General features: G+C 70.5%; 30 protein-coding genes. 10 read left to right on the forward strand and 20 right to left on the reverse strand.

Translation table 11 applies throughout. From position 1 onward, the window contains the following. Positions 1-118: 118 nt before the first annotated feature. Both IEY89_RS31700 and IEY89_RS31705 read right to left on the reverse strand, forming a co-directional pair. Positions 119-1,333 (reverse strand): acyltransferase family protein, encoded by a 1,215-nt coding sequence (locus tag IEY89_RS31700; protein WP_189150960.1) that lies wholly within the window; start codon positions 1,331-1,333, stop codon positions 119-121. 255 nt (positions 1,334-1,588) lie between these two features. Beyond that, a complete protein-coding gene (locus IEY89_RS31705; RefSeq protein WP_189150961.1) occupies positions 1,589-2,164 on the reverse strand; it encodes a TetR/AcrR family transcriptional regulator in 576 nt (191 codons plus the stop codon). Between the two features lie 111 nt (positions 2,165-2,275). Here IEY89_RS31705 and IEY89_RS31710 point away from each other — a divergent pair, with 111 nt between their 5' ends. Together IEY89_RS31710 and IEY89_RS31715 are read left to right on the forward strand one after the other, a co-directional pair. Further along, the gene (locus IEY89_RS31710) at positions 2,276-3,505 is read left to right on the forward strand and encodes an FAD-dependent oxidoreductase (protein WP_229695510.1); all 1,230 of its coding nucleotides are present in this window, start codon (positions 2,276-2,278) and stop codon (positions 3,503-3,505) included. A 49-nt stretch (positions 3,506-3,554) separates the two neighbouring features. Then, positions 3,555-4,097 (forward strand): GNAT family N-acetyltransferase, encoded by a 543-nt coding sequence (locus IEY89_RS31715; RefSeq protein ID WP_189150962.1) that lies wholly within the window; start codon positions 3,555-3,557, stop codon positions 4,095-4,097. Positions 4,098-4,415: 318 nt separating this feature from the next. Here the strand turns inward: IEY89_RS31715 and IEY89_RS31720 are convergent, their stop codons facing one another. The 10 genes from IEY89_RS31720 to IEY89_RS31765 all read right to left on the reverse strand — a co-directional run bounded on the left by IEY89_RS31720 (position 4,416) and on the right by IEY89_RS31765 (position 11,528). Continuing rightward, the gene (locus tag IEY89_RS31720) at positions 4,416-4,778 is read right to left on the reverse strand and encodes a hypothetical protein (protein ID WP_189150963.1); all 363 of its coding nucleotides are present in this window, start codon (positions 4,776-4,778) and stop codon (positions 4,416-4,418) included. A 147-nt stretch (positions 4,779-4,925) separates the two neighbouring features. Beyond that, positions 4,926-5,693: a GAF and ANTAR domain-containing protein gene (locus IEY89_RS31725; RefSeq protein ID WP_189150964.1), complete on the reverse strand. Its 768-nt coding sequence runs from the start codon at positions 5,691-5,693 to the stop codon at positions 4,926-4,928. Then, the gene (locus IEY89_RS31730; RefSeq protein WP_189150965.1) at positions 5,690-6,427 is read right to left on the reverse strand and encodes an ANTAR domain-containing protein; all 738 of its coding nucleotides are present in this window, start codon (positions 6,425-6,427) and stop codon (positions 5,690-5,692) included. The genes IEY89_RS31725 and IEY89_RS31730 overlap by 4 nt, the downstream gene beginning before the upstream one ends. 61 nt (positions 6,428-6,488) lie before the next feature. Then, positions 6,489-6,698 carry a hypothetical protein gene (locus IEY89_RS31735; protein ID WP_229695511.1) on the reverse strand — a complete coding sequence of 70 codons (210 nt, stop codon included), beginning with the start codon at positions 6,696-6,698 and terminating at the stop codon, positions 6,489-6,491. A gap of 212 nt (positions 6,699-6,910) precedes the next feature. After that, entirely contained in the window at positions 6,911-7,123 is a 213-nt protein-coding gene (locus tag IEY89_RS31740) for a hypothetical protein (RefSeq protein WP_189150966.1), read from the reverse strand. 501 nt (positions 7,124-7,624) lie between these two features. Continuing rightward, positions 7,625-8,341, reverse strand: a complete 717-nt coding sequence (locus IEY89_RS31745; RefSeq protein WP_189150967.1) for a GAF and ANTAR domain-containing protein — start codon at positions 8,339-8,341, stop codon at positions 7,625-7,627. An 81-nt stretch (positions 8,342-8,422) separates the two neighbouring features. Further along, on the reverse strand, positions 8,423-9,169 hold the full coding sequence (locus tag IEY89_RS31750) for an ANTAR domain-containing protein (RefSeq protein WP_229695512.1): 747 nt from the start codon (positions 9,167-9,169) through the stop codon (positions 8,423-8,425). Then, positions 9,159-9,833 (reverse strand): hypothetical protein, encoded by a 675-nt coding sequence (locus tag IEY89_RS31755; protein WP_229695513.1) that lies wholly within the window; start codon positions 9,831-9,833, stop codon positions 9,159-9,161. The genes IEY89_RS31750 and IEY89_RS31755 overlap by 11 nt, the downstream gene beginning before the upstream one ends. Then, positions 9,830-10,270, reverse strand: a complete 441-nt coding sequence (locus tag IEY89_RS31760) for an STAS domain-containing protein (RefSeq protein ID WP_189150968.1) — start codon at positions 10,268-10,270, stop codon at positions 9,830-9,832. Before IEY89_RS31760 ends, IEY89_RS31755 begins: the two co-directional genes overlap by 4 nt. Before the next feature lie 844 nt (positions 10,271-11,114). Further along, a complete protein-coding gene (locus tag IEY89_RS31765; protein WP_189150993.1) occupies positions 11,115-11,528 on the reverse strand; it encodes a MerR family transcriptional regulator in 414 nt (137 codons plus the stop codon). Positions 11,529-11,937: 409 nt separating this feature from the next. On the opposite strand from IEY89_RS31765, the gene IEY89_RS31770 reads away from it, so the two are divergent. Next, positions 11,938-13,440, forward strand: a complete 1,503-nt coding sequence (locus IEY89_RS31770) for a SulP family inorganic anion transporter (RefSeq protein WP_189150969.1) — start codon at positions 11,938-11,940, stop codon at positions 13,438-13,440. A gap of 196 nt (positions 13,441-13,636) precedes the next feature. On the opposite strand, the gene IEY89_RS31775 is transcribed toward IEY89_RS31770, so the two are convergent. The 4 genes from IEY89_RS31775 to IEY89_RS31790 form a co-directional block, all read right to left on the reverse strand. Beyond that, positions 13,637-14,011, reverse strand: coding sequence for a peptidase inhibitor family I36 protein (locus IEY89_RS31775; RefSeq protein WP_189150970.1), 375 nt, complete (start codon positions 14,009-14,011; stop codon positions 13,637-13,639). A 557-nt stretch (positions 14,012-14,568) separates the two neighbouring features. After that, positions 14,569-14,892: a thioredoxin gene (trxA, locus tag IEY89_RS31780; RefSeq protein ID WP_189150971.1), complete on the reverse strand. Its 324-nt coding sequence runs from the start codon at positions 14,890-14,892 to the stop codon at positions 14,569-14,571. Between the two features lie 35 nt (positions 14,893-14,927). Further along, entirely contained in the window at positions 14,928-15,920 is a 993-nt protein-coding gene (trxB, locus tag IEY89_RS31785; protein WP_189150972.1) for a thioredoxin-disulfide reductase, read from the reverse strand. Then, positions 15,917-16,330 carry an arsenate reductase ArsC gene (locus tag IEY89_RS31790; protein ID WP_189150973.1) on the reverse strand — a complete coding sequence of 138 codons (414 nt, stop codon included), beginning with the start codon at positions 16,328-16,330 and terminating at the stop codon, positions 15,917-15,919. Before IEY89_RS31790 ends, trxB begins: the two co-directional genes overlap by 4 nt. 100 nt (positions 16,331-16,430) lie before the next feature. On the opposite strand from IEY89_RS31790, the gene IEY89_RS31795 reads away from it, so the two are divergent. Genes IEY89_RS31795 through IEY89_RS31805 form a run of 3 tightly spaced genes read left to right on the forward strand, consistent with a single transcriptional unit; the run spans position 16,431 to position 18,693 of the window. Further along, the gene (locus IEY89_RS31795) at positions 16,431-16,739 is read left to right on the forward strand and encodes an ArsR/SmtB family transcription factor (RefSeq protein WP_189150974.1); all 309 of its coding nucleotides are present in this window, start codon (positions 16,431-16,433) and stop codon (positions 16,737-16,739) included. Then, positions 16,736-17,533, forward strand: a complete 798-nt coding sequence (locus tag IEY89_RS31800) for an aquaporin (protein WP_189150975.1) — start codon at positions 16,736-16,738, stop codon at positions 17,531-17,533. Before IEY89_RS31795 ends, IEY89_RS31800 begins: the two co-directional genes overlap by 4 nt. Continuing rightward, positions 17,530-18,693 carry an ArsO family NAD(P)H-dependent flavin-containing monooxygenase gene (locus IEY89_RS31805; RefSeq protein ID WP_189150976.1) on the forward strand — a complete coding sequence of 388 codons (1,164 nt, stop codon included), beginning with the start codon at positions 17,530-17,532 and terminating at the stop codon, positions 18,691-18,693. Before IEY89_RS31800 ends, IEY89_RS31805 begins: the two co-directional genes overlap by 4 nt. Here IEY89_RS31805 and IEY89_RS31810 read toward each other — a convergent pair. The 3 genes from IEY89_RS31810 to IEY89_RS31820 form a co-directional block, all read right to left on the reverse strand. Then, positions 18,625-19,410 (reverse strand): sulfite exporter TauE/SafE family protein, encoded by a 786-nt coding sequence (locus IEY89_RS31810; protein ID WP_189150977.1) that lies wholly within the window; start codon positions 19,408-19,410, stop codon positions 18,625-18,627. The genes IEY89_RS31805 and IEY89_RS31810 overlap by 69 nt on opposite strands. Before the next feature lie 103 nt (positions 19,411-19,513). After that, positions 19,514-19,957, reverse strand: a complete 444-nt coding sequence (locus IEY89_RS31815; protein ID WP_189150978.1) for a GNAT family N-acetyltransferase — start codon at positions 19,955-19,957, stop codon at positions 19,514-19,516. A 49-nt stretch (positions 19,958-20,006) separates the two neighbouring features. Then, complete coding sequence (locus IEY89_RS31820) at positions 20,007-20,378, reverse strand: ArsR/SmtB family transcription factor (RefSeq protein WP_189150979.1); 372 nt, start codon at positions 20,376-20,378, stop codon at positions 20,007-20,009. A gap of 144 nt (positions 20,379-20,522) precedes the next feature. Between IEY89_RS31820 and IEY89_RS31825 the strand changes: the two genes are divergently transcribed. Further along, positions 20,523-21,905 carry an NAD(P)-binding domain-containing protein gene (locus IEY89_RS31825; RefSeq protein ID WP_229695514.1) on the forward strand — a complete coding sequence of 461 codons (1,383 nt, stop codon included), beginning with the start codon at positions 20,523-20,525 and terminating at the stop codon, positions 21,903-21,905. A 28-nt stretch (positions 21,906-21,933) separates the two neighbouring features. Continuing rightward, complete coding sequence (locus IEY89_RS31830; protein ID WP_189150981.1) at positions 21,934-22,329, forward strand: ArsI/CadI family heavy metal resistance metalloenzyme; 396 nt, start codon at positions 21,934-21,936, stop codon at positions 22,327-22,329. Between the two features lie 499 nt (positions 22,330-22,828). Here IEY89_RS31830 and IEY89_RS31835 read toward each other — a convergent pair whose 3' ends face one another. Then, positions 22,829-24,271, reverse strand: a complete 1,443-nt coding sequence (locus IEY89_RS31835; RefSeq protein WP_189150982.1) for a non-reducing end alpha-L-arabinofuranosidase family hydrolase — start codon at positions 24,269-24,271, stop codon at positions 22,829-22,831. Between IEY89_RS31835 and IEY89_RS31840 the strand changes: the two genes are divergently transcribed. Together IEY89_RS31840 and IEY89_RS31845 are read left to right on the forward strand one after the other, a co-directional pair. Next, a complete protein-coding gene (locus IEY89_RS31840) occupies positions 24,266-24,508 on the forward strand; it encodes a hypothetical protein (RefSeq protein WP_189150983.1) in 243 nt (80 codons plus the stop codon). The two genes, IEY89_RS31835 and IEY89_RS31840, sit on opposite strands and share 6 nt — an antisense overlap. A 390-nt stretch (positions 24,509-24,898) precedes the next feature. Continuing rightward, a complete protein-coding gene (locus IEY89_RS31845; RefSeq protein WP_229695515.1) occupies positions 24,899-26,611 on the forward strand; it encodes a cellulose-binding protein in 1,713 nt (570 codons plus the stop codon). Positions 26,612-26,874 lie beyond the last annotated feature (263 nt).

The raw sequence follows: 26,874 nt of genomic DNA on the forward strand, positions 1-26,874 counted from the left end.
CCGGGCTCCGACCTCCTCGGGCGGGTCGTCGGCGATGGAGGAGAGGCCGCCGGGTCAGCGGCGCCGCGCGGTACGTCGTAGAAGAAGGTCTGGGTACGTACCTTGCCGTTCGGTCCCCTCACCCCCGTCGCATCAGCGGCCGTTCCACCAGTGCGTACGAGGCGAGCGCCGCCGCGACCGTCGCCACCATGCCCATCGGCAGCAACTGGTCGTCCTCCACTCCCAGGTCGGAGAGGAGGCGGATGACGGGGTAGTGCCACAGGTACATCCCGTAGCTGAGGTTGCGGCCGATCCAGGACAGAGCCGTGAGTGACAGCAGGCGGGAGGGCCACGACCCGGGGAGCAGGTCCAGGGTTGCCACCACCGTGGCCGTCAGAAGGGCGGCGATCATGAAGCCGGCCGTGTACCAGACGGGGTTCCACGCGCTCGTGTCGGCGATCGGGATCTGCCAGGCGACCAGGCCCAGCAGCGCGAACGCCGGCCAGCACAGGCGTCCCGCCCAGCGGCCGAGCAGTGCCAGCCGGGGGTCGTCGGCGCGTAGGCGGGCCAGGACCACGGCCAGCAGCGCGCCGATCAGGAGTTGGTCGGCGCGGGTGTCGGGGCCGTTGTAGATGCGGTGGGCCGCCGAGGGGTCCCAGAGGGCGAGACGCCACAGCAGAGGCAGGACGCACAGGGCCGCGACCCAGGCCAGTGCCCTCCGTGCCGTGGTGTGCCGCAGCAGCAGGAGGAGCACGATCGGCCAGGCCAGATAGAACTGCTCCTCCACCCCCAGGGACCAGGTGTGGCTCAGGGGGGCGGTGAGGTCGGAGTACGGGCCGGACTCACCCGCCCGTACGAGGTTGACCACCGACACCGCCGCCAGCACCGCCGCCTTCCACGCCCCGTCGAACAGCGGCAGCGGAAGCGCCAGGGAGAGGAGCGCGGTGACCGCGCACATCGTCAGCATGGCCGGGCCCAGCCGTAGCCACCGGCGCTTGTAGAACGACCGGAGGCCGATGCCGCCGGTGCGGGCGTACTCGGCGATCAGCAGCCGGGTGATGACGAACCCGCTGAGGGTGAAGAAGACGTCCACGCCGACCGAGCCGCCGGGTACCAGATCCGGCTTCACGTGGTAGACGATCACCAGCACGACCGCGACCGTCCGCAGTCCGTCCAGCCCCGCCACCCGCCCGCCACCACGCAGCGCCGACGGAAAACCCCGCCCACCACCGGATCTGCGCCGCGGTTCCGCCGCCGGCCCGCGCAGGCTGTGCGCGCTCCGGTCCGTGGCCGCGTCAACGGCCTCAACGGTGTCAGCGGCGTCTACCGTGCTCCGGTCGGTGGGGGTGCTCATATCGTCCGCGCCTGCCCAGCCTTGGCGCAGTCACACCCGTTCTTACGGTCTCCACAGCTTCGGCACCGCTTTCCGGACGCCGCGTCTCCACCCGAATTCCACCCGAAGTCCACCCGGATTCGATCCGTCCTCCACGCGTCTTTGTCGGTCGCCACCCGTCCTCTCTGAGCGCGGGCGCCGGCGCGACGCGCTGACCGGACAACTCACGACGGGTCCCGCCACCGCCCCTCAATGCCGCGTCTCCAATATCGCCCCTCAATGAAGAACGGCCTCGATGGCCGGGGCGAGGCCGTCCTCGATCTCGTCCCGGGTGAGGCCGGTCACCGCCGGGAGGCGTAGCAGGTAGCGCGTCAGCCCCAGGCCGAGAAGCTGGGCGGAGACCAGGCCGGCCCGGCGCCTTGCCGTTTCCGGGCCCAGAGCGGCGGCCAGTGTCGGGGCGACCTGGGTCGCGAAGATCTCGTGCATCCGCGCCGCGGCGTGCTCGTTGGTGACCGCCGAACGGAGCAGGACGAGCAGCGCCTCGTCGGCCGGGTCGCCTTCCCAGCGGTCGAGGAAGTGCCGTACCAGCACCCGTGCCAGCTCGTCCGCCGGAACGCCGGTGAGGTCCGGCAGGCGCAGGTCGATGGCGAGCGCCGCGTCGAAGAGCTGGGCCTTGTTGCCGAAGTACCGCATGACCATCGACGGGTCGATGTCGGCATCGGCGGCCACACCCCGGATGGTGGTGCGTTCGTAGCCCTGAGCCGCGAACCGCTCGCGTGCGGCGCGCAGGATCGTGGCCTTGGTGCGGTCGGAGCGTTTGTCCGTGCTGGTGGGCTCGGTGTGCTGGTTCATGCCAACAACTGTAGGCCAACAGGTGTTGACTTTCCAGCGCGGGTGCGAGCATCATGCCAACAGGCGTTGGCCAACATTTGTTGGCAAACATTCGTTGGCAAGGAGGCCGCCATGAACAACATGAACAACATGAACGAAGCGAACGACGTGAGCGACAAGAACGACGAGAAGGGCGTGAATGACATGAACGACGTGAACGACGTGAACGACGTGAACACCGCCGCACTGCCCGCCCGCACCGAGGTCGCCGTCGTGGGTGCCGGTCCGGCCGGGCTCGCGCTGGCCGTCACGCTCGCTGCCGCCGGCATCGACTTCGTCGTCCTGGACAAGCTGACGGAGGGCGCCAACACCTCGCGCGCCGCCGTCGTACACGCCCGCACCCTGGAGGTCCTCGACGAGCTGGGAGCCTCCGAGGAGCTGATCGCCCGCGGTATCAGGGTCACGCGCTTCGGCGTCCGCGACGGCTCCCGGCGCCTGCTGACCGTGCCGTTCGACCGGCTGCCCACAGTCCACCCGTACGCCCTGATGGTTCCCCAGTACGAGACCGAGAGCGTGCTGCTGGACCGGCTGCGGGCGCTCGGCGGCGCCGTGCACCGCCCGTACGAGGTCGCCTCCGTCGTCCAGGACGCCGACGGCGTGACGCTCACCATGAGCACCGGGGAAACCCTGCGCGCCGCATACGCCGTCGGCGCCGACGGCATGCACAGCACCGTCCGCGAAGCCGCCGGGATCGGGTTCACCGGCAGCGCGTACGAGGAGTCGTTCGTGCTCGCCGACGTCGTGATGGACTGGGCGCCGGGACCCGCCGAGGTGTCGCTCACCTTCGGCGCCGAAGGTCTCGCCGTCGTCGCGCCGCTCCCCGGCGGCCACTACCGGGTCGTCGCCACCGTGGACGACGCCCCGCCCGCCCCCGACCTCGCCTTCGTCCAACGGCTGCTCGACGAGCGCGGCCCCGGTCAGGCCAAGGTCACCGGCGTCGCGTGGTCCTCACGGTTCCGGGTGCACCACCGCGTCGCCGACCACTACCGGGCCGGCCGCCTGCTCCTGGCGGGCGACGCCGCGCATGTGCACAGCCCCGCCGGCGGCCAGGGCATGAACACCGGCATCCAGGACGGCTACGCCCTCGGCCGGGCGTTCGCCACCGGGCGACTCGACGGCTACGAGGCCCAGCGTCGCCCCGTCGCCCTGCGGGTCGTCGCCTTCACCCACCGGATGACCCGTATGGCCACCACCCGCAACCCCGTGGTGCGCGGCGCGCGTAACATCGCGCTTCCCCTGCTGGGTCACACGGCCATGCCGAGGAAGCTCGCTACCGAGTTGGCGGAACTCAACTACCGCTGACTCGCCTGCCACTGACTCAACTACCCCTGAAGGAAAGGGAAACGAAGGCATGGAGACGACGAGGCTACTGCTCCGGAGGTTCACCGTGGCGGACGCGCCGACCCTGGCGGCGTACCGGTCCGACCCCGAGGTGAGCCGGTACCAGTCCTGGGAATCGCCGGTGCCGTTGACGGAGGCCGAGCGGCTGGCGGGCACCTTCTCGGCCGGGGACCCTCGTGCCCCGGGCTGGTTCCAGTACGCCGTCGAGCGACGGGATGTCCCGGGGCTGATCGGCGACATCGGGGTGTGCCGCAGCGAGGACGGACGCCAGGCCGAACTGGGCTTCACGTTCGCCCCGGAGTTCCAGGGGCAGGGGTACGCCACCGAGGCGGTCGCGCGGCTGGTGCGGTTCCTGCTGGTGGAGGAGGGGCTGCACAGGGTCTCGGCCGCCTGCGACGGACGCAACGTCCGCTCGGCGCGACTGCTGGAGCGGGTGGGTTTCCGCCGCGAGGGTCACCTCGTCCGGAGCACCTGGATCAAGGGGGAGTGGACCGACGATGTCCTCTTCGGTCTGCTGGCCGCGGAGTACGGGGCGGGTCCTTCCGCTTGCTGACGGAGCCGGAGCCGGAGCCGGAGACGGAGCCGGTGCCGCAGCTCGGCTCTTTCCGCGGTGAGGTGGGGACATGACGAGTTGTCCGACTGGAAGCGGGAGCACAGGCGCTCGCACGACGGGTCCGCGCCCGCTTCCACCACGCCCTCCATGCTCGGCGTCCGCCCGCCTGCACAATCTCGAGGGCGTCACGATGCTCGTCGTTGCCCGTCGCCCGTCCGACAACATCACCTCACCAACGTCACCCCGGCCTTCGGCCGCCCCGTCCTGCCATGGAGCAAGCAGGCCTCTGCGTCTGAGCGGGATTCCTGACGCGGAAGACTAGAGGCGGAGCAGGCGCTGGGTGATCTCGCGGTACTGCCGCAGGGCGAGCCGGAGTTCGTCGGACTCTGTTTCGGTGGGCTGTGTTTCGGGGTTCTGGTCCTGCCAGCCGGCGCGCAGGAGACTCCGGCGTTCCGCGAGGGCGTTCACGAGCTGGGCGGTGGCCTCGTCGTAGGCGCTCTCGGCCTCTTCCAGCGCCTTGAGCGGGGTGTCGGCGAAGGTGTTGAGGGCGTGCTGGAGACGCTGGACGATCTTGGCCTGTTCGTCCGACGGCAGCAGCGTCTCCGGGCCCGGCCTGCGGCGCTCGTCCGAGCCCTGGTTGTGGCTCGCGGGCTGCTGGGCGCGTGTCTGGTCGTACATCATCGGGGGTCGTATCCGTTCCGTCTGAAGGCGTCTGCGGTCAGGTGTCCGGTGTCGCTGCTCACCAGGAACGACCCCGGCAGCGGAGCCGGTGCGCGAGGTGCTCCCGATGACCTCACGCTACTCCCCGAGGCGGAGGTGTGAAGCCGGTCAGTCGTGCTGGGCTCCAGGCCGGTCCGGCGCCGGAGCGGGGATGGCCGCGGTGTCGAAGTCGCCCGCGATGATCTGCACGGCGAGGTCCGACAGGCGCAGATGGTGGGCGCGGGCGTACGACCGGAACGTGTCGAAGGCGTTGTCGACCGAGGTGTCCCAGCGCTCCGCCAGGACACCCTTGACCTGCTCGACCAGGACACGGCTGGTCAGCGCGTTCTCCAGCTGGCTGTTCTCCACGTGCGACCGCTCCAGTGTGCGTTGCTGGAGGATCGTGATGGTGGCCACGTCGGCGAGGGCCTGGGCGAGAGCGATGTCGTCGTCGGCGAGGTGGTGCGGCGTGGTCTGGAAGAGGTTGAGGGCGCCGACGACCCGGTTGCGCAGACGAAGCGGGATGGCGTGGGTGGCCACGTATCCCGTCTCGCGGGCCTGTAGGGCGAAGCGCGGCCAGCCGACGCTGGCCTGCGGTCGCGTCAGATCGATGTTCGTGCGGGCGACGCCGGTGTGGTAGCACTCGACGCAGGGCCCCTGGTCGTGCTGGAGCGCGAAAAGCTCCAGCAGCCGGGTGTGCTCGTCGGACGCGGCGATGACCTGGAGTTCACCGTGCGCGTCCACGAGCAGGATCCCGGCCGCCGACACGTCGAGCAGTTCGACGCAGCGTGCGCACAGCCGGTGCAGCAGGTCGATGACGTCGAAGTCCTCGACGAGGGAGTCCGCGATCTCCACGAAGATCTCGGCCAGACGTCGTTCACGGGCCATGCCGATCATCCCTTTCCACCGTCGGGCGATTGCGGCCCGCTCACATCGTCTTCGAATCGGAGCCTGCGGGCCACCACGTCCGCCGCGATCTCGCCGAGGGGGCGCTCACTGCCGTACGCGTGGGCACGCAGGCGCAGGAGCGCCTCCTCCATGGCCACACCCAGTTGGACGCTGATCATTCCCGTCGCCTGGTGCACCACCGCGCGGCGCAGCTCCGACGGTGGGTCCAGCGACATGTCGAACCCGCGCACGTTCCCGTTCCCCTCACCCGGACCCCCGTTCAGGAAAGCTCCGGTCAGCGCGGCCGTGAGGGCGGTGGCGTCGGTGTACTGCTGCTCGCTCAGCCGTCGGTCGCCGTCGCACAGCACGGTGAGTACCCCGACCCGGATGGCTCCGATACCCAGCGGGAAGCAGCACACGCCGTGTACGCCCAGGTCGTACGCGGCCGGCAGCAGCGCGGGCCAGCGCTCGGGGCGTACCCGGCGCAGGTCCGGTTCCACGACGGGCGAACCCGTGTGGACGGCGTCCGGGCCAGGCCCTTCACCCAGCGTGAACTGAAGCTCGTCGAACCGCGCGCTCAGCTCGGGATGGCACCAGACCGGCTCGGCCGTCGGGGCCGTGCCGACCAGCAGGGACAGCACGATGCCCTCGGCGCCCAGCGCCCTCGCACACGCCGGAGCCGGGTCGGCCACCTCGCCTTGGCGCAGCGACCGCAGGACTTCGGCCATGCCGTCGCTGATCACCGGTCTCCGTCCCGTGTCGGTGGCACTTCAAGGTGGGGCGCCGCTCGGCCTTCGCCGTACATTACGCGGGCCGGTCCACCGCCGCACGGCCCGCGGTGACGTCCTGCCAGGCGTTCCGGGTACCGGCGTACCGCGGGAACCGCTCCAGCAGACCGGCGGCCCGGAACACGAGATCTGCGGCCGGACGGTGGTACACGACCCGCGCCCATCCGAGCCGGTCATGACAGTCCTCCCACGCCGCGCACAGCGGGTCCAGAACGCTGCCGTCCATGAACGTGACCGGGGCACGGGCTGCCGTACGAGGAGAGTAGTGCCGTGGAGAGAGCGGCCGGTCGGTCCTCTCCAGGTGCCCGTGTGGGTGGTCGAAACTGTCGTCCCTGGTCGGTTTCTGACGGATCGAGGGGTGAGGTTGCGAGAGAGAAGTCAGGATCGGTCAGGTCGGGGCACGGTCCTGTGCCCCGTGCCCCGTGCCCGTGCTGCCGGTCAGGGTCCGGCCGCCTCCCCTGCCAACGCGGTTTCGACAGGGGTGAGTTCGAAGAGCTGTGCAGGGGCAACGGCGGTGACCGGAGTCTCTGCGGGTGCCTCGGCGTTCTCGGCCGGTGGCGACGGCAGGATGCGGTCCTCCCACCACGACAGGGCCATCACGAGGGCGAGCAGGACGAGGGGGGTCGAAGCGGGAACGATCAGCGCGTACATGGGTACCGCCTGGCAGGGGATGCGTGCGACGCGGCGGGCGCCGGATCGGTGCCCGCTTGATGCGCATCGGGCGCGCCGGGATCGCGTGACGACGGTCGTGTGCGGGAACGGCCCTGCTCGTGACACGGCGGGTACCGGCACCGATGCGCGGGGTGCGCCCTCGGGGGAGCGCGTGGGCGGAGCGGCGCTGCCAGGGGCCGGGGCGGCATGTCGAACGCTAGTCCTCGCAGCGGTTTCCCGACAGGTGGCAAGCAGCCATCCCCATCGGGCAGGACGCGCTGACGTCGGACGGTGTCCCCAGCCTTCGGGCAGGACCACGGCTGGGGGGCAGGCCCCGGTCCCCGGTACCGATGCCGTGTTCGGCTCCCGGGGAGGCCACCGTGTTCGCCCTGCTCGTCATCCTCACCGTGGTCCTGTCGGGCTCCTCCCTCCGTCCGCGGTCCCCCGCCGGAGTGGGGGCAGGGGCAGGGGCCGGGACGTGGGCCAGGGCCGGCGTGCGGGTCAGACGCACAGACCGGCAAGGGGTTCGGAGTCGTCGACGAAGGCGCGGGCCACGTCGGCCAGGCGCCGGTTGTGGGAGCGGGCGTAACCGCGCAGCGCGCTGAACGCCTGCTCCATGTCGATGCCCTGACGTTCGGCCAGCTTTCCCTTGGCCTGTTCGATCAGGACCCGGCTGTTCAACGCCGTCTGCAGCTGTTCGTTGAGCATCGTGCTGCGGTGGGCGGTGCGTTGTTGCAGCAGGCTGATGGTGGCGACGTCGGCCAGGGCCTGGGCGATGAGTGTGGCGGGCGGGTCGAAGGGACCGGGGGCGGCGCGGAAGAGGTTCAGGGCGCCCACGGTGTGGTCCCGCAGGCGCATGGGCAGGGCCTGGACGGCCCCGAATCCGCTGCGGTGGGCCGCCGTGACGAAGCGCGGCCAGCGGTCGATCTCCCGGGTCAGGTCGTGAACGATCACCGGTGCGCCGGTGTGGAAGCACTCGAGGCAGGGGCCTTCGTCGTTCTGGAGCTGGAAGAGTTCCAGCAGGCGCACCTGTTCGTCGGAGGCGGCCATGACGCGGAGTTTGCCGTCCTGGTCGGCGAGCAGCACCCCGGCGGCGCTCGCGTCGAGCATGCCGACGCAGCGGTCGGTCAGCAGACGCAGGAAGTCGATGAGGTCGAAGTCGGCGACCAGGCTGTCGGCCAGCTCGACGAAGGTCTTGGCCAGGAGTTGTTGATCCATCGTGGGCACCCTCGATTGAGACTGGTCCCGGCCTGAACAGGCGGGGTGGACGGCACGTTCGTCGGTCGGCACCCATGGACGTCAGGTTTCCTCTTCGGCCTGGTCCGGCTCCGCGTCCGGTGAGAAACGCAGCCGACGGGCCACCACGTCAGCGGCCACCTCGGCGAGCCGGCGTCCGCGCGCATAGGCGTGGGCACGAAGCCGGACGAAGGCTTCTTCGATGCCGACGCCGAGCTGGACGGTCAGGATGCCGCTGGCCTGGTCGACCTCCGCCCGGTTCGCGCCCAGGTCCTCGACGGAGCCACCGCGCGGGTAGCCCGTCTCCGTGATCCGGGTGTCGAGCAGCACCAGAGTCGCGAGATCCGCGAACGCCAGCGCGTCCGCCAGTTCGTCCGCGTTCAACCGGACCGGGAGGTGGGCGTACAGGTTCAGAACTCCCGGGGTGATCGCGCCCAGCTGCAGAGGGAGCGCGAACACCGCGCGTGCCCCGGCTGCCAGGGCCGCCTCGGTGAACACCGTCCAGCGGTCCTGCAGGTCACGGGTGAGCAGATCGGGTGTCAGGACGGCCGCGCCGTGCAGGAAGGCGTCCACGCAGGGACCCTCGCCCAGCGTGAGCTGGAGCTCTTCCAACTGTTCGCTGATGTCGTCCGTGCTGCACAGCGGGTGGTTCGGCGCGGTCCGGGACATCGCCGACAGCCCGGCCCCGCCGACCGGCAGTGTGGCCACAGCAGCGCTGCACACATCCGCCACACCGACCCGGACACCGCGCCGCGCCGCGTGCTCGGCCACCAGCACCTGGATACGGGCCGACCGGCTGTCAGGCTCCACCCGGGCCACCACCTCCGGGCATCTCGACCAGGCCCTCCAGCCTCGCCGCGGACTGTTCCCCGACGGGAAGGACCAGTGCGCGGAACGTGGTGGGACCGGCCGGCCTGCGCAGTTCTCCGACGTCCAGCCATCCCCAGGAGCGGACCGCGGCGAGAGCCGGGTGATCGGTCCGGTCCACCAACGTGGCGCCGAGTGACGCCTGGTGGTCGGTCAGCAGCCGTTCCTGCACCCGACGGGCGAGGCTCCGGTCCTGCGCGTGTGGCCGGATCAAGATGTCACCGAACGCGAAGACCCCTCCGGAAAGGGTGAGTTGATCGATGCCGGGCGGCAGTGTTCTGTCGAGGCCTGACCACCAGGAGCCGTCGGCGCGTACCGGGAATCCGAAAGCGCATCCCATCAGGCGGTCCGTCTCGGCGATCACCAGGGCGAACCCCGGCCGATGCATGTTCGTGGTGAGACGCTTCAGGAAGTTCCGGCGGCCGGGACCGGGGTACGGGTCGCCCGGCGCCGTCGCACGGGACTCCGTATACAGATCAGCCAGGTCCTCACGCACTCCCTCCACCAGCCAACGGTTCAGCCGGCGCAGCCGCGCCGGAGCCACGGCGGCGGACGGCCTGCCGTCCGCCGGCTTCCGCGACTGGGCCTGCCGGGCGTCGGCCGTCATCGACCGTCGCCCAGGAGGACGGATATCAAGGGCACGGACACCAACTGGACGGACCCGTGCTGCGGGACGGGGGCGGGCGGGACCGGGGTGTCCCTGAGCGAAGCGGGAAAGTGGGCGGGCGGAGTACCGAGGAGCAGTGACCCGCAGCCGACGAGATCGAGAATCAGGGCCAGCGTCGGCGGCGGATGATGCAGTCGCACGGTCCCGCCGACCGCGGTGGTCTGCTCTGCGGCGGAGAGGAACGTGTTGAGTCCGCTGCAGTCGCAGAAGGTGACATGTGTGAGGTCGACGTCGATGGCGCGGATACCGTCTCGTAGGCACTCTTCCAGGGACATTCGCACCAACGGCGCGGATTCGAGGTCGATCTCACCGGCCAGGGTGACCAACGCCCGTGTACTTCGGTCATGGCGGTGGACTGTGAGCTGTGGCAGGGGCATGATGCCTCGGTTCGGAAGACCATCCGGCAGCGGGTGCGGTGGTGCCGGAGTTCCGGCTTCCTGAGCGCGCTCCCGGCGGTGTCGTGTTTTCGGCGGAGGCAGGGCAACGGCCGGTCCGACAACCTGCGCAGCAGGACAGAGGATCCACCCAGTTCCCTCCAGGGATGCGCCGGGTGAAGACGAAGAGTCCGCACCCCACAGCCATCTGCGTTCGGGTAACAGCATGCCGCCGGGGTCTGGGACGTCTGCGCAACAGCTTAGTCCTTGCGCCGTTCGATGGACAGGCCGCAGCCGCCCTGTCCGGACCCAACCCCTCCGGCCCGGACCCCGCTACGGATGTCGGGCGCGGCGCCAGGGCCGAGGCCGGCGAGCCGCAGACCGCCGCTGACCTCCAGCTCGTCGTGCTCACCGGCGCCATCAGCGAGACCGGCACCGGGTCCTCCCGCCCCGCCCATCCCGGAGCACAGGCCGAACCCGCCGTCACCTCAGGGGTCGCGGAGCGCCGGGTCCGGCAGGTGAACTGCCCATGTGCGGTACGCCGTTCATCCCGCCCGTACCCGTCCGGTGCAGCCGCCCACGGCAATCCGGCCACAGGGGTCCGGAATCGCATGCTGCTGGCCTTGTCCGAGTCCGGTCCAACTGCGGGCAGGGACTCGCCCCGCCGCCGACCAGGATCGGCGACGGGCTGCCGGCCCGTGTACGCAGACCCGCGGCCCCCGGGTCGCAGTGACGGTCCGACCACTGTGAACGGCTGGAGCCAGGCCGGCCCTAACCCGCGCACTGCCGACCGAGCACCCCGCCGAGCACCCCGCCGGGCATGGGCCAGGCAGGTAAGGCGCGCGTGTCAGGACGGGGCGACAGGGGTGTTCTGGTCCAGGCGCGCGCGGAGGGTGGCGGCGAAGTCCTCGGCGCGGGCCAACTGGACGCGGAGCTTGTCCACCTGCTCGGCTGCGGCCTGCTCGTAGGCGCGGACACGGCCCAGCAGGACCTCCCGCTCGGCGGCGCCGAGGGGGTCGTCCCTGTCGAGGCGGTCGGTGGCGTCCAGGAGGTCGCGCATCTGGTCGAGGGGGAAGCCGAGCGGCTTCATGCGGCGGATGACCATGAGCCGGGCGACGTCGGTCTCGGTGTAGAGGCGGAAGCCGCCCTGGGAGCGGGCGGAGGGGATGACCAGGCCGGTTTCCTCGTAGTGCCGGATGGTGCGCAGGGACAGCTCCGTCCGCGCGGCGACCTCGCCGATCTGCATGTGCCTGTCGTCCACGCCCGTGTCCTGGCCCTTCTCGTCCTGCCGGGACCGCATCCTGCGCTGCCCCACCGATCTCTACTCTAACGTTAGGGTAGAGTCGCTGGCGGTGAGGGCGGTCCGGCTGCCCCGCAAACCGCTGTTCCGGGGCCGATGGCGCCCCCGGCGAAGATCCGATTCTTGCAGGAGAGAGCGTGCGCGAGCCCATGACGCCCACCGCCGCCGCCTGCCCGCCGTGACCCTTCGCCCCTCGATGTGAGCCGCTCGGCCGCGCCGCGCGCAGGCCCTCGGTTCCGTCGCTTCTTCGACTTCCGGCCCGCTCCTCGCGGGCCGTCCGCGGGGAGCCGGCCCGGTTCCTCCGCGTTCTCCCCACACCCTGCCCGCCCTGCCAGTGGGGTGTGCCCGAGCACGACAGGTACTCATCTCCTTGTCTTCCTCCGTAGCGACTTCCGCCGCGCGGCTCCGCGGCCTGCGCCCCGACTGGCTGAACGACCCGAAGGTCTGGCGTACCGAGGTCCTGGCCGGCCTGGTCGTCGCCCTCGCCCTGATTCCCGAGGCGATCTCGTTCTCGATCATCGCCGGGGTCGACCCGGCCGTCGGCCTCTTCGCCTCGTTCACCATGGCCGTGGTCATCTCGGTCGTCGGTGGCCGACGGGCGATGATCTCCGCCGCGACCGGCGCGGTCGCGCTCGTGATCGCCCCGCTGAACCGTGAACACGGGTTCGGGTACCTGGTCGCCGCGGTCATCCTGGCCGGTGTCATCCAGGTCGCGCTCGGCGCGCTCGGGGTGGCGAAGCTGATGCGGTTCGTGCCGCGCTCGGTGATGGTCGGTTTCGTCAACGCCCTCGCGATCCTGATCTTCATGGCTCAGGTCCCCGAGATGCACGACGTGCCCTGGCCCGTGTATCCGCTGATCGCGGCCGGTCTGGCCCTCATGGTGTTCTTCCCGAAGGTCACCACGGTGATTCCGGCCCCGCTGGTCTCCATCGTCATCCTCACCGTGATCACCGTCGCCGCCGGGATCGCCGTGCCGACCGTCGGGGACAAGGGCGCCCTGCCGTCCTCCCTGCCGGTGCCCGGCCTGCCGGACGTGCCGTTCACCCTGGAGACTCTGACGACGATCGCCCCGTACGCCTTCGCGATGGCGCTGGTCGGCCTGATGGAGTCGCTGATGACGGCCAAGCTGGTCGACGAGATCACCGACACCCACTCGTCCAAGACCCGCGAGTCGATCGGCCAGGGCATCGCCAACATCGTCACCGGCTTCTTCGGCGGCATGGGCGGCTGCGCCATGATCGGCCAGACGATGATCAACGTGAAGGTCTCCGGCGCCCGCACCCGCCTCTCCACCTTCCTGGCCGGCGTGTTCCTGATGATGCTGTGCATCGTCTTCGGCCCGATCGTCTCGGACATCCCCATGGCCGCCCTGGTCGCCGTGATGGTCATGGTGTCCTTCGCGACCTTCGACTGGCACTCCGTCGCCCCCAAGACCCTCAAGCGGATGCCCGCCGGGGAGATCACCGTCATGGTCATCACCGTGATCTGCGTGGTCGCCACCGACAACCTCGCCATCGGCGTCGTCGTCGGCTCCGTCACCGCCATGGTCATCTTCGCCAAGCGCGTCGCCCACCTCGCCAACGTCAGTGCCGTCACCGACCCCGACGGCAGCACCGTGGTGTACTCCGTGACCGGGGAGTTGTTCTTCGCCTCCTCCAACGACCTCGTCGGCCAGTTCGACTACGCCACCGACCCGGACAAGGTCGTCATCGACCTGTCCGCCGCCCACATCTGGGACGCCTCGTCCGTCGCCGCCCTCGACGCGATCGAGACCAAATACGCCCAGCGCGGCAAGACCGTGGAGATCATCGGCCTGAACAACCCCAGCGCCGACCTTCACGGCAAGCTCACCGGCGAACTCACCAGCCACTGATTCCTAATGCTGTCTGTCAAGCTGCGAGAGCGGTGGGCGGAAGCTTCGCAGGTCCGTCGATCGCGCAGGAGGGCCCAGAGGACGTTGACGCGGTAGCGGCCCGGGGCGCAGGAGCCGCCCGTCATGGGGCGGGAACCCGCGTCCCCGCCGTCCCCCGCGCTTCGCGGGGGACGGCGGGGACGGTCGGTTCGTTGGATCAGCCGCCGCAGCCGTAGCCGTAGTGGACCTCGATGCTGGTCACCGCGTTGTCGTAGAGGAACAGGAGTTCCTGCTTCTGACCCGGCTCGATGATCCAGTTGAGGCCGCGGTAGTTGGCGTCGGTCCAGACGCACACGTTCTTGTCGGTGCGGTTCCAGAGCGAGCCGGCCCGGTCGTTCCACGCCTGGCCGACGTTGGGGTTGTCCACCCCGTCGAGCTGGAGGACGTCGCCTGTGCCGTCGTGGCCGTCGAAGAGGCACACCTTGCCCGCCTGGCAGGCGTTGTAGTCGGCCGCCGCGGTTCCCGAGGCCGCCAGGACGGCGGTGGCGGCGATGGCCGCTCCCGCCACCGCGGTCTTCAGATTCAGTTTCATGAGAACCCTTCCCGTTGCCGCCTGTGGAAGCGCGGTCGTGGTCGCCCCGTCCATCTGTCGATCTCGAGGCCTTACGCACGTAAGAGCGTCCCCGCGCACAGATGGTTCGCAGGAGTGATGTTGCCCATAACTCCCGGCGGTGGCGGTGCCGTTGCGGTCGTTGCCCGTACGCCTGAGCGCCGTGGCGCGGTTCCCGGCGAGCCGACCACCGCGCCGGGGCCGCCGCCAAGTCGTCGTCCGGCGAGGCGCGCCACCCCCCGCAAAGCGCGGGAGGTGACGGGTTCGGTCAGTGACCTTTTCAACGCTGCCGCTCCAGGGTGGCGGGCCTGCTGAATCGCGAACGCTGCGGCACCTGGTCCTGGTACTCGGTCGACTACGACGGCCTGAACAGGGTGCGCGCGATCCCGCGGCAGTCGGTCGGCGAACTGGCGACCCAGGCACTCGACCGGGTGCGGCCGGCCGCGTCGGCACCACAGCTACGGCCGCTGTCCGTACAGTCGTACGGCGCGAGGACCGGCCCCTCGGGAGCCGGTCCTTCTTCGTTGCCTTGTGGCCGCTCAGCCGAGGTGGTCGGCCAGTTCACGCTCCAGCGCGGCCTTCGGCTTGGCGCCGACGATCGTCTGCACGACCTCGCCGCCCTTGTATACGTTCATCGTGGGGATCGACATCACGCCGTACTTCGCGGCGGTGTCCGGGTTCTCGTCGATGTTGAGCTTGACGATCTCGATGGCGTCGCCGTGCTCGGCCGCGATCGCCTCCAGAGAGGGGGCGAGCTGGCGGCAGGGGCCGCACCAGGGCGCCCAGAAGTCGACGAGCACGGGCTTGTCGCTGGTGAGGACGTCCTGTGCGAAGGAGCCGTCGGTGACGTTCTTGAGGGCCATGCGGGTCTCCTCGTACAGGGGTGGGGCGGGTGCCGTCAGACGGCGGCGACGGCCGCGGCCGTCGCGGGTGTGTCGGCGAGGGCGGCGAGGTACTTCTCGGCGTCGAGGGCGGCGGCGCAGCCGGAGCCGGCCGCCGTGATGGCCTGGCGGTAGGTGTGGTCGACGACGTCGCCGGCGCCGAAGACGCCGGAGATGTTCGTGCGGGTGGAGGGGGAGGCGACCTTGAGGTAGCCCTCGTCGTCCAGGTCGAGCTGGCCGGTGACCAGGTCGCTGCGCGGGTCGTGGCCGATGGCGACGAACAGACCGGTGGCCGGGAGGCGGGAGGTCTCGCCGGTGACGGTGTCGCGCAGGGTGAGAGCGGCGAGTTTGCCGTCGGCCTCGTGGATCTCGGCGACCTCGCGGTGGAAGGCGAAGGAGATCTTCGGGTCGGCGAAGGCGCGGTCCTGCATGGCCTTGGAGGCCCGCAGGGTGTCGCGCCGGTGGACGACCGTCACCGACTTGGCGAAGCGGGAGAGGAAGGTGGCCTCCTCCATCGCCGTGTCGCCGCCGCCGACCACCACGATGTCGTGCTCGCGGAAGAAGAAGCCGTCGCAGGTCGCGCAGTACGACACGCCCCGGCCGGACAGCGCGTCCTCGCCGGGCAGGCCCAGCTTGCGGTGCTGCGAGCCGGTCGCCACGATGACGGCCTTGGCGCGGTGGACGGTCCCCGCGCTGTCGGTGACGGTCTTGACCGGGCCGGTGAGGTCGACCGCGACGATGTCGTCGGGGACGAGTTCGGCGCCGAAGCGTTCGGCCTGGGCCCGCATGTTGTCCATCAGGTCCGGGCCCATGATGCCGTCGCGGAAGCCGGGGAAGTTCTCCACCTCGGTCGTCTGCACCAGCGCTCCGCCGGCCGTGACCGCGCCCTCGAAGACCAGCGGCTTCAGCGAGGCGCGGGCCGTGTAGAGGGCGGCGGTGTATCCGGCGGGACCGGAGCCGACGACGATGACGTTGCGGATGTCCCCAGTCGTGCCGGTCGCGGTGCTCATGCCTGGGGCTCCGGCGCGATCTCCTTGATCAGGCCCTCGATCAGCACCTTGATCTCGTCGCGGATGGGCCGTACGGCCTCCACGCCCTGGCCCGCCGGGTCCTCCAGCTGCCAGTCCAGGTACCGCTTGCCGGGGAAGACGGGGCAGGTGTCGCCGCAGCCCATGGTGATGCAGACGTCGGACTCCTTCACGGCGTCGACGGTGAGCATCTTCGGGACCTCGGCGGAGATGTCGATGCCGACCTCGGCCATGGCCTCTACGGCCGCCGGGTTGACGCCGGCGCCCGGGTTCGAGCCCGCGGAGCGGACCTCGACGCGGTCCCCGGCCAGGTGGGTCAGCCACGCGGCGGCCATCTGGGACCGGCCCGCGTTGTGGACACAGACGAACAGCACGGAGGGCTTGTCGGACATCAGAGGTCTCTCTTGTCTCACGTGTCTCACGACGGCATCAGGCACGAAGGAGTTCAGCACCCGGTGGTGTCAGCCACCACTGATGTGACAGTATCAGTCCATGATGACGTCAGTCGACACTGATCTGATGCGGGTCCTCGCCGACCCGCTCCGCCTCCAGATCGTCACCCTCCTCGCCCGGGAGACGCTCTGCTCCACGCACCTGATCGAGGAGACCGGTGCGAAGCAGACCAACCTCTCCAACCACCTGAGAGTGCTGCGCGAGGCCGGGGTGGTCGAGACGGAACCCTGCGGCCGGTACACGTACTACAAGCTGCGCCCCGACGTCATCGCCCAGCTCGCCGGCCAGTTCGCCGACCTGGCCGAATCCGCTCGCAACGCCGCCGAGAACAAGAGGGCCTGTCCATGACCGCCGCCGAAGCAGCCCCGACCGCGGAGTCCACGCCGACCGCGGAGTCCACGCCGGCCGCCGCCGCACCCGACTCCGTCGCACCTGCGCCGGGTGCCACCCCGCCGCGTACCCCCCTGGTCGCCCGGGCCGCCGCCGAACTCATAGGCACGGCACTGCTGGTGGCGGTCGTGGTCGGCTCCGGCATCCAGGCCACCGAACTGACCGAGGACGTCGGCCTGCAACTGCTGGCCAACTCCACGGCCACCGTCTTCGGCCTCGGCATCCTGATCCTCCTGCTCGGCCCGGTCTCCGGCGCCCACTTCAACCCCGTCGTCACGCTGGCCGAGTGGTGGACGGCCCGACGCGGCGGCCTGGGGGTCACCCCGCGTGAGGTGGCTGTGTACGTACCCGCGCAGATCGTCGGCGCGATCGCGGGCGCGATCCTGGCGGACGCGATGTTCGCCGAGCCCCTCGTGAAGTGGTCCACCCACGACCGCTCCGCCGGACACCTGCTGCTCGGTGAGATCGTCGCCACCGCCGGTCTGATCCTCCTGATCTTCGGCCTGGCACGGGTCGACCGCCTGCGGTACGCCCCCGTGGCTGTCGCCTCCTACATCGGCGCCGCGTACTGGTTCACCTCCTCGACGTCCTTCGCCAACCCGGCGGTGACGATCGGGCGCGCCTTCACCGACACCTTCGCGGGCATCGCCCCCGGCTCGGTCCTGGGCTTCATCGGCATGCAGATCATCGGCGGCGTGGTCGGGCTGGCGCTGGTCGCGCTCATCTTCATGCCCGGACGATCGGCCGAGTGACCGTCGAGACGCAGGTGGTGGTGATCGGCGGTGGCCAGGCCGGGCTCGCCGCCGGGTACCACCTGCGCCGCCTCGGCCTGGAGTTCGTCGTCCTCGACGCCCAGGCAGCGCCGGGCGGCGCCTGGCAGCACGCCTGGGACTCCCTGCACCTGTTCTCCCCGGCCGCGTACTCCTCGCTGCCGGGCCGCCCGATGCCGGTACAGGCGGGGCAGACGTACCCGGACGCGGACCACGTGGTCGGCTACCTCACCGACTACGAGCGCCGGTACGGCCTTCCGGTGCACCGTCCCGTACGTGTCGCCGGGGTCCACCGTGACGGCGAGTTCCTGCGGGTCGAGACGGACGCGGGCCTCTGGCGAGCCCGGGCCGTCATCAGCGCCACCGGCACCTGGTGGCGCCCCTTCCTGCCCGCCGTTCCCGGCCGCGCGGACTTCTCCGGGCGGCAGCTGCACACCGTCGAGTACCGCAGCCCGCGCGACTTCGCCGGACAACGGGTCGTCGTGGTCGGCGGCGGCAACTCCGGCGCCCAGATCGCCGCCGACCTCGCCCACGACACGGAGCTGACCTGGGCCACCCAGCGTCCGCCCCGCTTCCTCGCCGACGACATCGACGGCCGAGCCCTCTTCGACGTGGCCACCGCCCGCCGCCGCGCCCTCGAAGAGGGCCGCACGGACACCGGCGGCGTCGTGTCCCTGGGCGACATCGTCGCCGTACCGCCGGTGCGGGAGGCCCGGGACGCCGGACGGCTGAAGGCGGCACCCATGTTCGTACGCCTCGACCGCGACGGAGTCGTCTGGGCCGACGGCACACGGGCGCCGGCCGACGCGGTCGTCTGGTGCACCGGCTTCCGCCCAGCACTCTCCCACCTGGCACCGCTGGGGCTGCGCGGGGTTCGCGGCCACATCGCCACCGAGGGAACGCGGGCCGTGGACGAGCCGCGCGTGCACCTGCTCGGCTACGGAGACTGGACCGGCCCCGCCTCCGCCACCCTCATCGGCGTCGGGCGTCCCGCCCGCGAGGCCGCCCGGGAGATCGCCGGCCTGCTCGCGCAGGAGCCCGGCCGCGGACCCGCGCCTGTCCCGACTCGGGGCTCAGGTCAGGATCTGGGCGGCGTACAGGGCGCCGACGCCGGTCGCGAGGGTGCCGAGCAGAATCCGTAGGGCCCGTTCGGGCAGGCGGGGTTGGAGGCGGGCGCCGAGGTAGCCGCCGATCAGGCCGCCGGTGCCGCAGGCCAGCCCGAGCCACCAGTCGGGGGCGACCTCTCCGGTGCTGACGAGCGACAGCACCGCGTAGGCGGCGGCACCGACGACGGAGGTGGCGAACGTGGCGGCGAGCGCGGCCGGGGCGACGCGTGCGACGGGCAGGCCGCGTCCGGCGAGGATCGGGCCGAGGAGGGAACCCCCGCCGATGCCGTAGACGCCGCCGACGATGCCGACCGCCAGGGCGAGGCCGGTGAGCGTGCGCGGGGCCAACTCGCCTGCGGGTGGCGGCCGATGGCGTGCCGGGGTGAGGGTGCGCAGGCACAGCCACAGGCCGAGCGGCAGCAGCAGGGCGGCTATCAGGAACCGGAACACGTCCGGGCCGGGGAGGGCGAAGACGCGGACGGCGGCGCCGATGACGACACCGGGCAGCGTGCCCAGCACCAGGCGTCGGGCGAGATCGCCGTGCAGGGCGCCGTCGTCGCGGTAGCGCCACAGGGCGCCGGGTCCGGCGACGACGTTGAACAGCAGGTTGGTCGGGGTGACGGCCGGACTGGGCACACCGAAGACGCTCAGCTGGATGGGGAGAAGGAACACCGCACCCGAGACGCCGACCGGGGCGGTCACGGTCGCGATCAGCAGGCCGGCGGCCAGCCCTCCCGGCACCGTCCAGTCCACCGTCGCCCCCGCATCCCCGTCCCCTGCCTCTGCCCCTGGCCCTTCGGGCGCCCGGCCAGTATCGGCGTCCCGGAGGGCGGCGGGACGGTCCGCAACGAGATGTTCATGCGGGCCCAGGGTTTTCGCCCATCACGCGGTACATGCCGATCGAGCCGTGCTCGGCGGTGTCGGCGAAGCCGAACTTCTCGTAGAGGAAGCGGGCGGGGCCGTCCGCGATGAGCGAGACGTAGGCGGTGGCGGGCGCCCGGCGGTCCAACTCCTCGGTGAGCGCGGCCATGATGCGCCTGCCGAGGCCGCGGCCCTGGTGGGCGGGGTGGACGCACATGTCGACGATCTGGAAGGCGGTACCGCCGTCACCGATGATCCGCCCCATACCGATGGGCTCCCCCTGGTGCTGGAGGACCACTCCGTGCCATGTGTGGGGCAGGGCGAGCGCAACCGCGTCGGGGTCCTTGTCCGACAGGCCGGCCTCGGTGCGCAGACGGCGGAACACCTCGACGGAGGGGACGCCCACGCGCAACGTATAGGGGTCGTTCAAGCTGTCCACTCCCACCAGTTTCACGTCGGTTTCCGTCGGCGCGTGTGGTTCGCGACGGTCAGGCCGCGGCCGGTGTGATGGTCAGCAGTTTGCCCATCGCGGCCAGTACGGAGGGTTCGACCCGGTAGTAGACCCAGGTGCCGCGCCGCTCGGAGCTGAGCAGACCGGCCTCCTTCAGCTTCTTCAGGTGATGGGACACGGTCGGCTGCGAGACGCCCACGTCGGAGATGTCGCAGACGCACGCCTCACCACCCTCGTGCGAGGCCACGGCCGAGAACAGCCGCAGCCGCACGGGGTCACCGAGCGCCTTGAACATCCGCGCGGCCGTCTCGGCCTCCTCCGCGGTGAACGGGCGTTCCGTCAGAGGCGGGCAGCACGCCGCCACGGCGTCACCGGCGTCCAGCAGTGGCAGCACTTTCGTGTTCGACATGCATCTATGTTGACATACGTCGAACCAGTTGGGTGAGGGTCGGGGCGATCGGATTCGATGAATGTCTATGTTGACGTCTATCGATACAGGTGTCATCCTGGGCCACGTAAGCCATCGATAAGTGTCGAAACAAAGGGGTATCTCGTGGCCGAGTCCATCAACAGCGTGCTCACCGTCGACCAGCTGCCCGTCGTGGTCGTCGGAGCCGGCCCGATCGGTCTGGCCGCCGCCGCCCGCCTCGTCGAGCGCGGTCTCGAACCGCTCGTCCTGGAGTCCGGGCCGTCCGCCGGCACCGCAGTCCGGAACTGGTCGCACGTGCGGCTGTTCTCGACCTGGGGCGAGGTCGTCGACCCGGCAGCCGAGAAGCTCCTCGCCCCGACCGGCTGGGTCCGCCCCGACGCCGCCACGTACCCGACCGGCGGCGACTGGGCCGGGAAGTACCTGCAGCCGCTCGCCGACGTCCTCGGCGACAGGGTCCGCTACGGCGCCACGGTCACCGGTGTCGCCCGCGCGGGCCGTGACCGCATCGTCGACTCCGGCCGCGAGGAGCAGCCCTTCACCGTTCACGTCCAGCTCGCCGACGGCCGCGAGGAGCGGCTCACCGCACGCGCCGTCATCGACGCCTCCGGCACCTGGTCCACCCCCGGCCCGATGGGCGCCGACGGCCTGCCCGCCCTCGGCGAGAAGGCAGCCGCCGACCGCGTCTCCTACCAGGTCCCCGACCTGGGCGACCCGGCCGTACGCGCCCGTTACGCGGGCAGGCGCACCGCCGTGATCGGCTCGGGTGCCTCCGCCTTCACCGCCCTCGCCCACCTCGCCGACCTGGCCAAGGAGGAGGACGGGACCCACGCCGCGTGGATCCTGCGCCGCGGCATCGGCGCGAGCACCTACGGCGGTGGCGAGGCGGACGAGCTGCCCGCGCGCGGCGCGCTGGGCCTGCGTGCCAGGGAAGCGGTCGAGGCCGGCCACGCGAGCGCGGTCACCGGCTTCCGTACACAGGCTGTGGAGCGGGAGGGCGACCGGCTCGTCCTCGTCGCCGAGGACGGCCGCCGCCTGAACCCGGTCGACGAGGTCATCGTCCTGACCGGCTTCCGCCCCGACCTGTCCTTCCTCTCCGAACTCCGCCTCGGCCTCGACGAACGCCTCCAGGCCCCCACCGCGCTCGCCCCGCTGATCGACCCGAACGTCCACTCCTGCGGCACGGTCTACCCGCACGGCGTGAACGAGCTCTCGCACCCGGAGCAGGGCGTCTACCTGGTCGGCATGAAGTCCTACGGCCGCGCGCCCACGTTCCTCGCGATGACCGGCTACGAGCAGGTCCGCTCCGTCGCCGCCGCGCTCGCCGGCGACCAGGAAGCCGCCGAGCGCGTCGAGCTCACCCTCCCGGAGACGGGCGTGTGCGGCGGCGCGGGCCTGTTCGACGACCCCGACGCCGCCCAGAGCACCGAGGGCGGCGGCTGCTGCGCCGCCCCCAGCACCCTCCAGATCGGCACCGGCACCCCGGCCGCCACCTCCGGCGGCTGCTGAACTCCCCACCCACCCAAGGAGGTTCGCCATGACATCCCGCGTACAGCTCGCCCTCCGCGTCCCCGACCTCGCCGCATCCGTCGCCTTCTACAGCAAGCTCTTCAACACCGAGCCCGCCAAACTCCGCGACGGCTACGCCAACTTCGCCATCACCGAGCCCCCGCTCAAGCTCGTCCTCATCGAGGGCGGCGCGGACGAGGCGACGCGCATGGACCACCTCGGAGTCGAGGTCGAGAGCACCGAGGCCGTCCACGCCGCCACCGCCCGCCTGGGCGAGTCCGGCCTGACCACCGCCGTGGAGAACGACACCACCTGTTGCTACGCCCTCCAGGACAAGGTCTGGGTCCACGGCCCCGGCCAGGAACCCTGGGAGGTCTACGTCGTCAAGGCCGACGCCGACTCCCTGGCCAAGCAACCCACGTGACCGAAGCGGCCAGGAAGCCCTGCCTGTGCGTCGTCGTGTGCGCCTGCGGAATCACCGGCGACGTCGGCAGGCTGAGGCTGGGGCGCAGGGCACGACGTCGACGTTCGCCGTCCGCGCCGATGTCTGCCAGCGCAACCCCGAACGGTTCGTCAACAACCCACCCACCGCCGATCATCCCCACCAACGGGGGGGATCAACCAGCCGGACGACCACGCCGCCCAGTGATCACCTCGGACGCCGGCGACCCCGGCGCACTCGGCAAACCCTGAAACCGACCGACTCACCAGGCTTGAGACGTTCCGCGTCTCGTGGTCGACCAGGACGAGGCCGTCACCACCCGTGGTTCTCCGCGTGCACGGGCGGGCTCGGCCTTGCACCGAGCCCGCCGCTCCCACTCCACCCGTTCCTGATCGCTCGCTGTGACGCTAACCCGGTTCGGCGTACGTCGTTGCCCGCGAACGTCAGGAACACCGGAGCCGGACCTGTGTCACGCCACCGGCTAGCGCTGCAGTGTCAGTACCCCCGGCCGGTACGGCAGGAGGCCGTAGTCCCCGCCGTCGGTGCTGGGGTCGCGCCCCTGGTAGAGGAACTGCAGGTTGCAGGGGTCGATGGTCTTGGTCTGGTCGGGGTTGGTGCGAATCAGATCGCCGTGGCTGATGTCCCTGGTCCAGGCCGTCGCGCCGCTGTTGGCACTGCCGGCGAAGGGGTTGGTCACGGTGTCGGCCCCGGCCTGCGGTGTCCACGTGCCGCCGAGGCTGGTGGCCGTGAACGAGCGGAAGTAGCGGCCATACCCTGTGTAGTTCTGGGCCTCGACGATCATGAGGTACTGGTTCTGACCCTGAACCTTGTAGACCTCGACCGCCTCGAACAGGTTGAGCGGCGTGTCGCTCATGATCTTCGTGAACGAACCGAAGGTGCCCGGGAAGTTGCCGATGGGCATGCTGGCGCGGTAGATGCCGCCCTCATCGTCGGCGAAGAACATGTACATGTTCGTGTCGTCGCCGATGAGGGTCACGTCGAGGGGGCCGCCCTTCGGGAGGGTGCCCGTGAACAGCTCCTGCTGCGCGGACCAGCCGTTGGGGTTGGTGGGGTCGCTCGAGGTGCGGTAGCCGAAGCTGTATGGCCAAGCCCCGTTGTAGGCGAGCACCCAGGTGTTCTTCGGGGCGAAGTGGAACAGCGTCGGCGCGATGCCGTCGAAGGGGATCGTGTTCTGGGTGGCGGTGGCCATGTCGGACCAGTTCGTGAAGGGGCTGAAGGCCGTCAGTCCCCAGCGCCCGTCGTTACCGGCGAGGGTGTTGTGCGTCGTGGCATAGACGACGTGCTTGCCGTTGTACTTCACGGTGGTGAAGTCCTTGAGCGAGGCCCACCCCGCCTTCGGCTCCGCCAGCGGGCCGGTCGAGTTCCACCGGTAGGTCGACGGCAGAGCACACGTGTTGCCCGTCCCGGACAGGCCGGTCCACTTCTGGTTGGTGCCGCCGTGGCACGACCAGATCTGTACCCCCGTGCCGTTGGCCTTGCCCCAGCCCGAGACCTCCAGGCACAGCCCGGACCGCACGCCGACGACCGTGCCGTCGGGGTTCACCCGCCACTGCTGGTTGTCGCTGCCGTTGCACGTCCAGATCTGCACCGGGGTCCCGGACGTGGTGGCGCCGCCCCGGACATCCAGGCACTTGTTGCCGTACACGGTCAGCTGGCTGCTGTCCGTCGACGTCCACTGCTGGTTGGTTCCGCCGTGGCAGTCCCAGATGTGCACGTTTCCGCCGTCGGTCTGGCTGAAGCCCGCCACATCGAGACACCGGCCGGAGTCAACACCGCGCACATCGCTGGTGGTGGCCGCCTGGGCCGGGCCGGCGACGAGCAGCGCCGCCAACGCGGCCAGCGCCGAGACCACGGCGGCGAGCACCGCGGACGGGCGTCTGAGACTGAAACTACGACTGTGCATAAGGACCTCGTCATCCTTGAGCAAGCGACTCCGGTGGCCCATCAAGGGCTGTCCGGAGGCGGTGTGGTGCGGCCCCGGTTGTCCGATATGTCGAACAAGGGTCGAAGTGTCGAGCAATTGGATGATAAAGATCCGATGATCAGCGTCAATATCTCTCGCGAAAATCGCGGGCAGAAAGATTCGCAGGCTGAAACCAGGCGGCTTCAAGTCCCGGGGGTGTACGCGTCTTTGGCGTGAGGGGCAGGCAGCGGTGCGGGCGGGGGCTTGGTGATCATTAAGAACCCCGACCAGGTCGCTCACCCGAGCCTCTGGTTCGGGTCGGTGCCCGACCCGCGCTCGCGGCGGGCCGGTGTCATTCACTGACGCTGGCCCGGTCACCGGGGCACGGGGGCGCGGGGTCACGGGGTCAGGTGGGGCGGGGCGGTCGCGTCTCGGCGAAAGAAGTATTTGAGAGGGCAACCTTTCCGCTCCGAGTGGCCACTTAGCGGTGTACCGACGAGGGCGAGCCGGGTTCAGCGGCGTTACGCCCTCTGTGTCACCACCCGATCGGAGCACTACGTGTCATCAGACGACCCGAGATCCGCCGAGCAGCCGATGCCTCGGGGTCGCACGCCCCGCCGTAGCCGGATGCGCCTCCGCTTTGTCGCGGGGGCGGTGGCGGTGCTCGCCGCCTCGGCCGGTGTCGGCGCCCTGGCGCCCAGCGCGGGCGCCGCGGCGACCGTCGGCATCAGTGTGGATGCCGGTACCTCCTTGGGCACGGTGCCCAGCAGTGGTGTCGGCCTCAACACGGGCGTCGGCGACGACCGCCTGGGGGACGCCAAGGTGACATCGCTGATGAAGGCCGCGGGAGTTCGGCAGCTTCGCTATCCCGGCGGCTCCGGCGCGGACGACTTCCACTGGAAGACCCACACCATGGGCAACGGCGGCTGGATCGTACCCAACACCGACTTCGACAGCTTCATGGCCACCGCGAAGAAGGTCGGTGCCCAGCCGATCCTGACCGCGAACTACGGTTCCGGCACCCCCCAGGAGGCCGCCGACTGGGTCAAGTACGCCAACGTCGACAAAGGTTACGGCGTGAAGTACTGGGAGATCGGCAACGAGGTCTACGGCAACGGGCACTACAGCAACGGCAAGGGATGGGAAACCGACAACCACGCCGACAAGAGCCCGAAGGAGTACGGGAAGAACCTCGTCGCCTACTCGAAGGCGATGAAGGCCGTGGACCCGAAGGTGAAGATCGGAGCGGTGCTCACCACCCCCGGCTTCTGGCCGGATGCGGAGAAGGCTCCCGGTGACACCGCCGACTGGAACAACACGGTGCTCTCCATCGCGGGACGCTCGATCGACTTCGTCATCGTCCACTGGTATCCGGGCGGCACCACCACGGCCGACCTGCTGAACACCCCCTCCCGGATCGCCGGTGTCAGGTCCTCGCTGCGCTCGCTGATCGCCAAGTACGCGGGCTCGAACGCCGCTTCGGTGGAGATCGCGGTCACCGAGACCGACACCGTCTTCTCGCCCGCCCTGACCAGCCAGGCCGCGGCCCTGTTCGCGCCGGACACCTACATGACCTGGTTCGAGCAAGGCGCCACCCACGTGGACTGGTGGAACCTGCACAACGGCTCGGGCGACGCACCCACCACCGTCAACGGCGAGACCGACTACCAGGACGGGGGCATTCTCTCCGCCGGAACCTGCGCCGGGGGGAAGTGCGAACCGCCGCGCGACACGCCCTTCCCCACCTACTGGGGCATCCGCTCGCTGACCGCACTGGCGAAGCCCGGCGACACCATGGTCAAGTCGTCCTCGCGCAACTCGTCGGTCGCCGTGCACGCGGTGCGGAACAGCACCGGCGGTCTGAACGTCATGCTGATCAACAAGAGCCCGAAGGACGCGGCGCCGGTGTCGCTCTCGTACGCCGGATTCACCCCGGCCGCAGGGGCGGTCACGACCGTTTCGTATGCCAAGGGAGACACCGCCCTGACGACGGCGAAGCGGGGCACGGCGGTCGCACAGACGCTGCCGCCGTACTCGATCACGACTCTTCAGCTGAAGCCCGCGTCGGGGACGGCCAGCGCTGACAAGCCGTCGCCCGCCCCCACGCCGACCGTCCCCACGCCGGTTGTCTCCGCCGCCGACACGACCGGCACCCGTGCACAGGCGGAGTTCGGCGCACCCGTCGGCCAGCCGACCCCGAGCAGCACGTCCGGCCCCCTGGCTGCCACCGGGGCGGGCACCGCTGTCACGTACAGCGCCTTCGGTGGCCTGCTGGTCATCGCTGCCGGCGGCATGCTGGTGCTTCGGGGACGTCGCCGCAGGGCTTCGCACGGGAAGTGAGACCGCGTGAGTGACTGACGGCCCGGCAGCAACGCCACCCACCCGTGGAATGCGCGCCGGGCCGTCGGCCTCCACGCCGGCGTCGGCGGTCAGGAAACAAACAACCTTCGGTCGGCTGATGCACACTGAGCGAGCCGCGGCCTGAGCGCCGCTTCGCTGCCCGAGGGTGCCGACTGCCTCGAACAGACCCTGGGACCGACCTCGTCAGGCCGGTTCCGGGACGAAGGGATGCAGTTCGTCGGCTCCGGCGTGTACGACACCGT

This window comes from Streptomyces lacrimifluminis, from assembly GCF_014646095.1.
Lineage (GTDB): Bacteria > Actinomycetota > Actinomycetes > Streptomycetales > Streptomycetaceae > Streptomyces > Streptomyces lacrimifluminis.

What these genes read in the sequence shown, in the direction of transcription:
- IEY89_RS31700 (WP_189150960.1), bottom strand. Translation starts at nt 1,333, where the DNA reads ATGAGCACCCCCACCGACCGGAGCACGGTAGACGCCGCTGACACCGTT.
- IEY89_RS31705 (WP_189150961.1), bottom strand. Translation starts at nt 2,164, where the DNA reads ATGAACCAGCACACCGAGCCCACCAGCACGGACAAACGCTCCGACCGC.
- IEY89_RS31710 (WP_229695510.1), top strand. Translation starts at nt 2,276, where the DNA reads ATGAACAACATGAACAACATGAACGAAGCGAACGACGTGAGCGACAAG.
- IEY89_RS31715 (WP_189150962.1), top strand. Translation starts at nt 3,555, where the DNA reads ATGGAGACGACGAGGCTACTGCTCCGGAGGTTCACCGTGGCGGACGCG.
- IEY89_RS31720 (WP_189150963.1), bottom strand. Translation starts at nt 4,778, where the DNA reads ATGATGTACGACCAGACACGCGCCCAGCAGCCCGCGAGCCACAACCAG.
- IEY89_RS31725 (WP_189150964.1), bottom strand. Translation starts at nt 5,693, where the DNA reads ATGATCGGCATGGCCCGTGAACGACGTCTGGCCGAGATCTTCGTGGAG.
- IEY89_RS31735 (WP_229695511.1), bottom strand. Translation starts at nt 6,698, where the DNA reads ATGGACGGCAGCGTTCTGGACCCGCTGTGCGCGGCGTGGGAGGACTGT.
- IEY89_RS31740 (WP_189150966.1), bottom strand. Translation starts at nt 7,123, where the DNA reads ATGTACGCGCTGATCGTTCCCGCTTCGACCCCCCTCGTCCTGCTCGCC.
- IEY89_RS31745 (WP_189150967.1), bottom strand. Translation starts at nt 8,341, where the DNA reads ATGGATCAACAACTCCTGGCCAAGACCTTCGTCGAGCTGGCCGACAGC.
- IEY89_RS31755 (WP_229695513.1), bottom strand. Translation starts at nt 9,833, where the DNA reads ATGACGGCCGACGCCCGGCAGGCCCAGTCGCGGAAGCCGGCGGACGGC.
- IEY89_RS31760 (WP_189150968.1), bottom strand. Translation starts at nt 10,270, where the DNA reads ATGCCCCTGCCACAGCTCACAGTCCACCGCCATGACCGAAGTACACGG.
- IEY89_RS31775 (WP_189150970.1), bottom strand. Translation starts at nt 14,011, where the DNA reads ATGAAACTGAATCTGAAGACCGCGGTGGCGGGAGCGGCCATCGCCGCC.
- trxA (WP_189150971.1), bottom strand. Translation starts at nt 14,892, where the DNA reads ATGGCCCTCAAGAACGTCACCGACGGCTCCTTCGCACAGGACGTCCTC.
- trxB (WP_189150972.1), bottom strand. Translation starts at nt 15,920, where the DNA reads ATGAGCACCGCGACCGGCACGACTGGGGACATCCGCAACGTCATCGTC.
- IEY89_RS31790 (WP_189150973.1), bottom strand. Translation starts at nt 16,330, where the DNA reads ATGTCCGACAAGCCCTCCGTGCTGTTCGTCTGTGTCCACAACGCGGGC.
- IEY89_RS31795 (WP_189150974.1), top strand. Translation starts at nt 16,431, where the DNA reads ATGATGACGTCAGTCGACACTGATCTGATGCGGGTCCTCGCCGACCCG.
- IEY89_RS31800 (WP_189150975.1), top strand. Translation starts at nt 16,736, where the DNA reads ATGACCGCCGCCGAAGCAGCCCCGACCGCGGAGTCCACGCCGACCGCG.
- IEY89_RS31820 (WP_189150979.1), bottom strand. Translation starts at nt 20,378, where the DNA reads ATGTCGAACACGAAAGTGCTGCCACTGCTGGACGCCGGTGACGCCGTG.
- IEY89_RS31830 (WP_189150981.1), top strand. Translation starts at nt 21,934, where the DNA reads ATGACATCCCGCGTACAGCTCGCCCTCCGCGTCCCCGACCTCGCCGCA.
- IEY89_RS31835 (WP_189150982.1), bottom strand. Translation starts at nt 24,271, where the DNA reads ATGCACAGTCGTAGTTTCAGTCTCAGACGCCCGTCCGCGGTGCTCGCC.
- IEY89_RS31845 (WP_229695515.1), top strand. Translation starts at nt 24,899, where the DNA reads ATGCGCCTCCGCTTTGTCGCGGGGGCGGTGGCGGTGCTCGCCGCCTCG.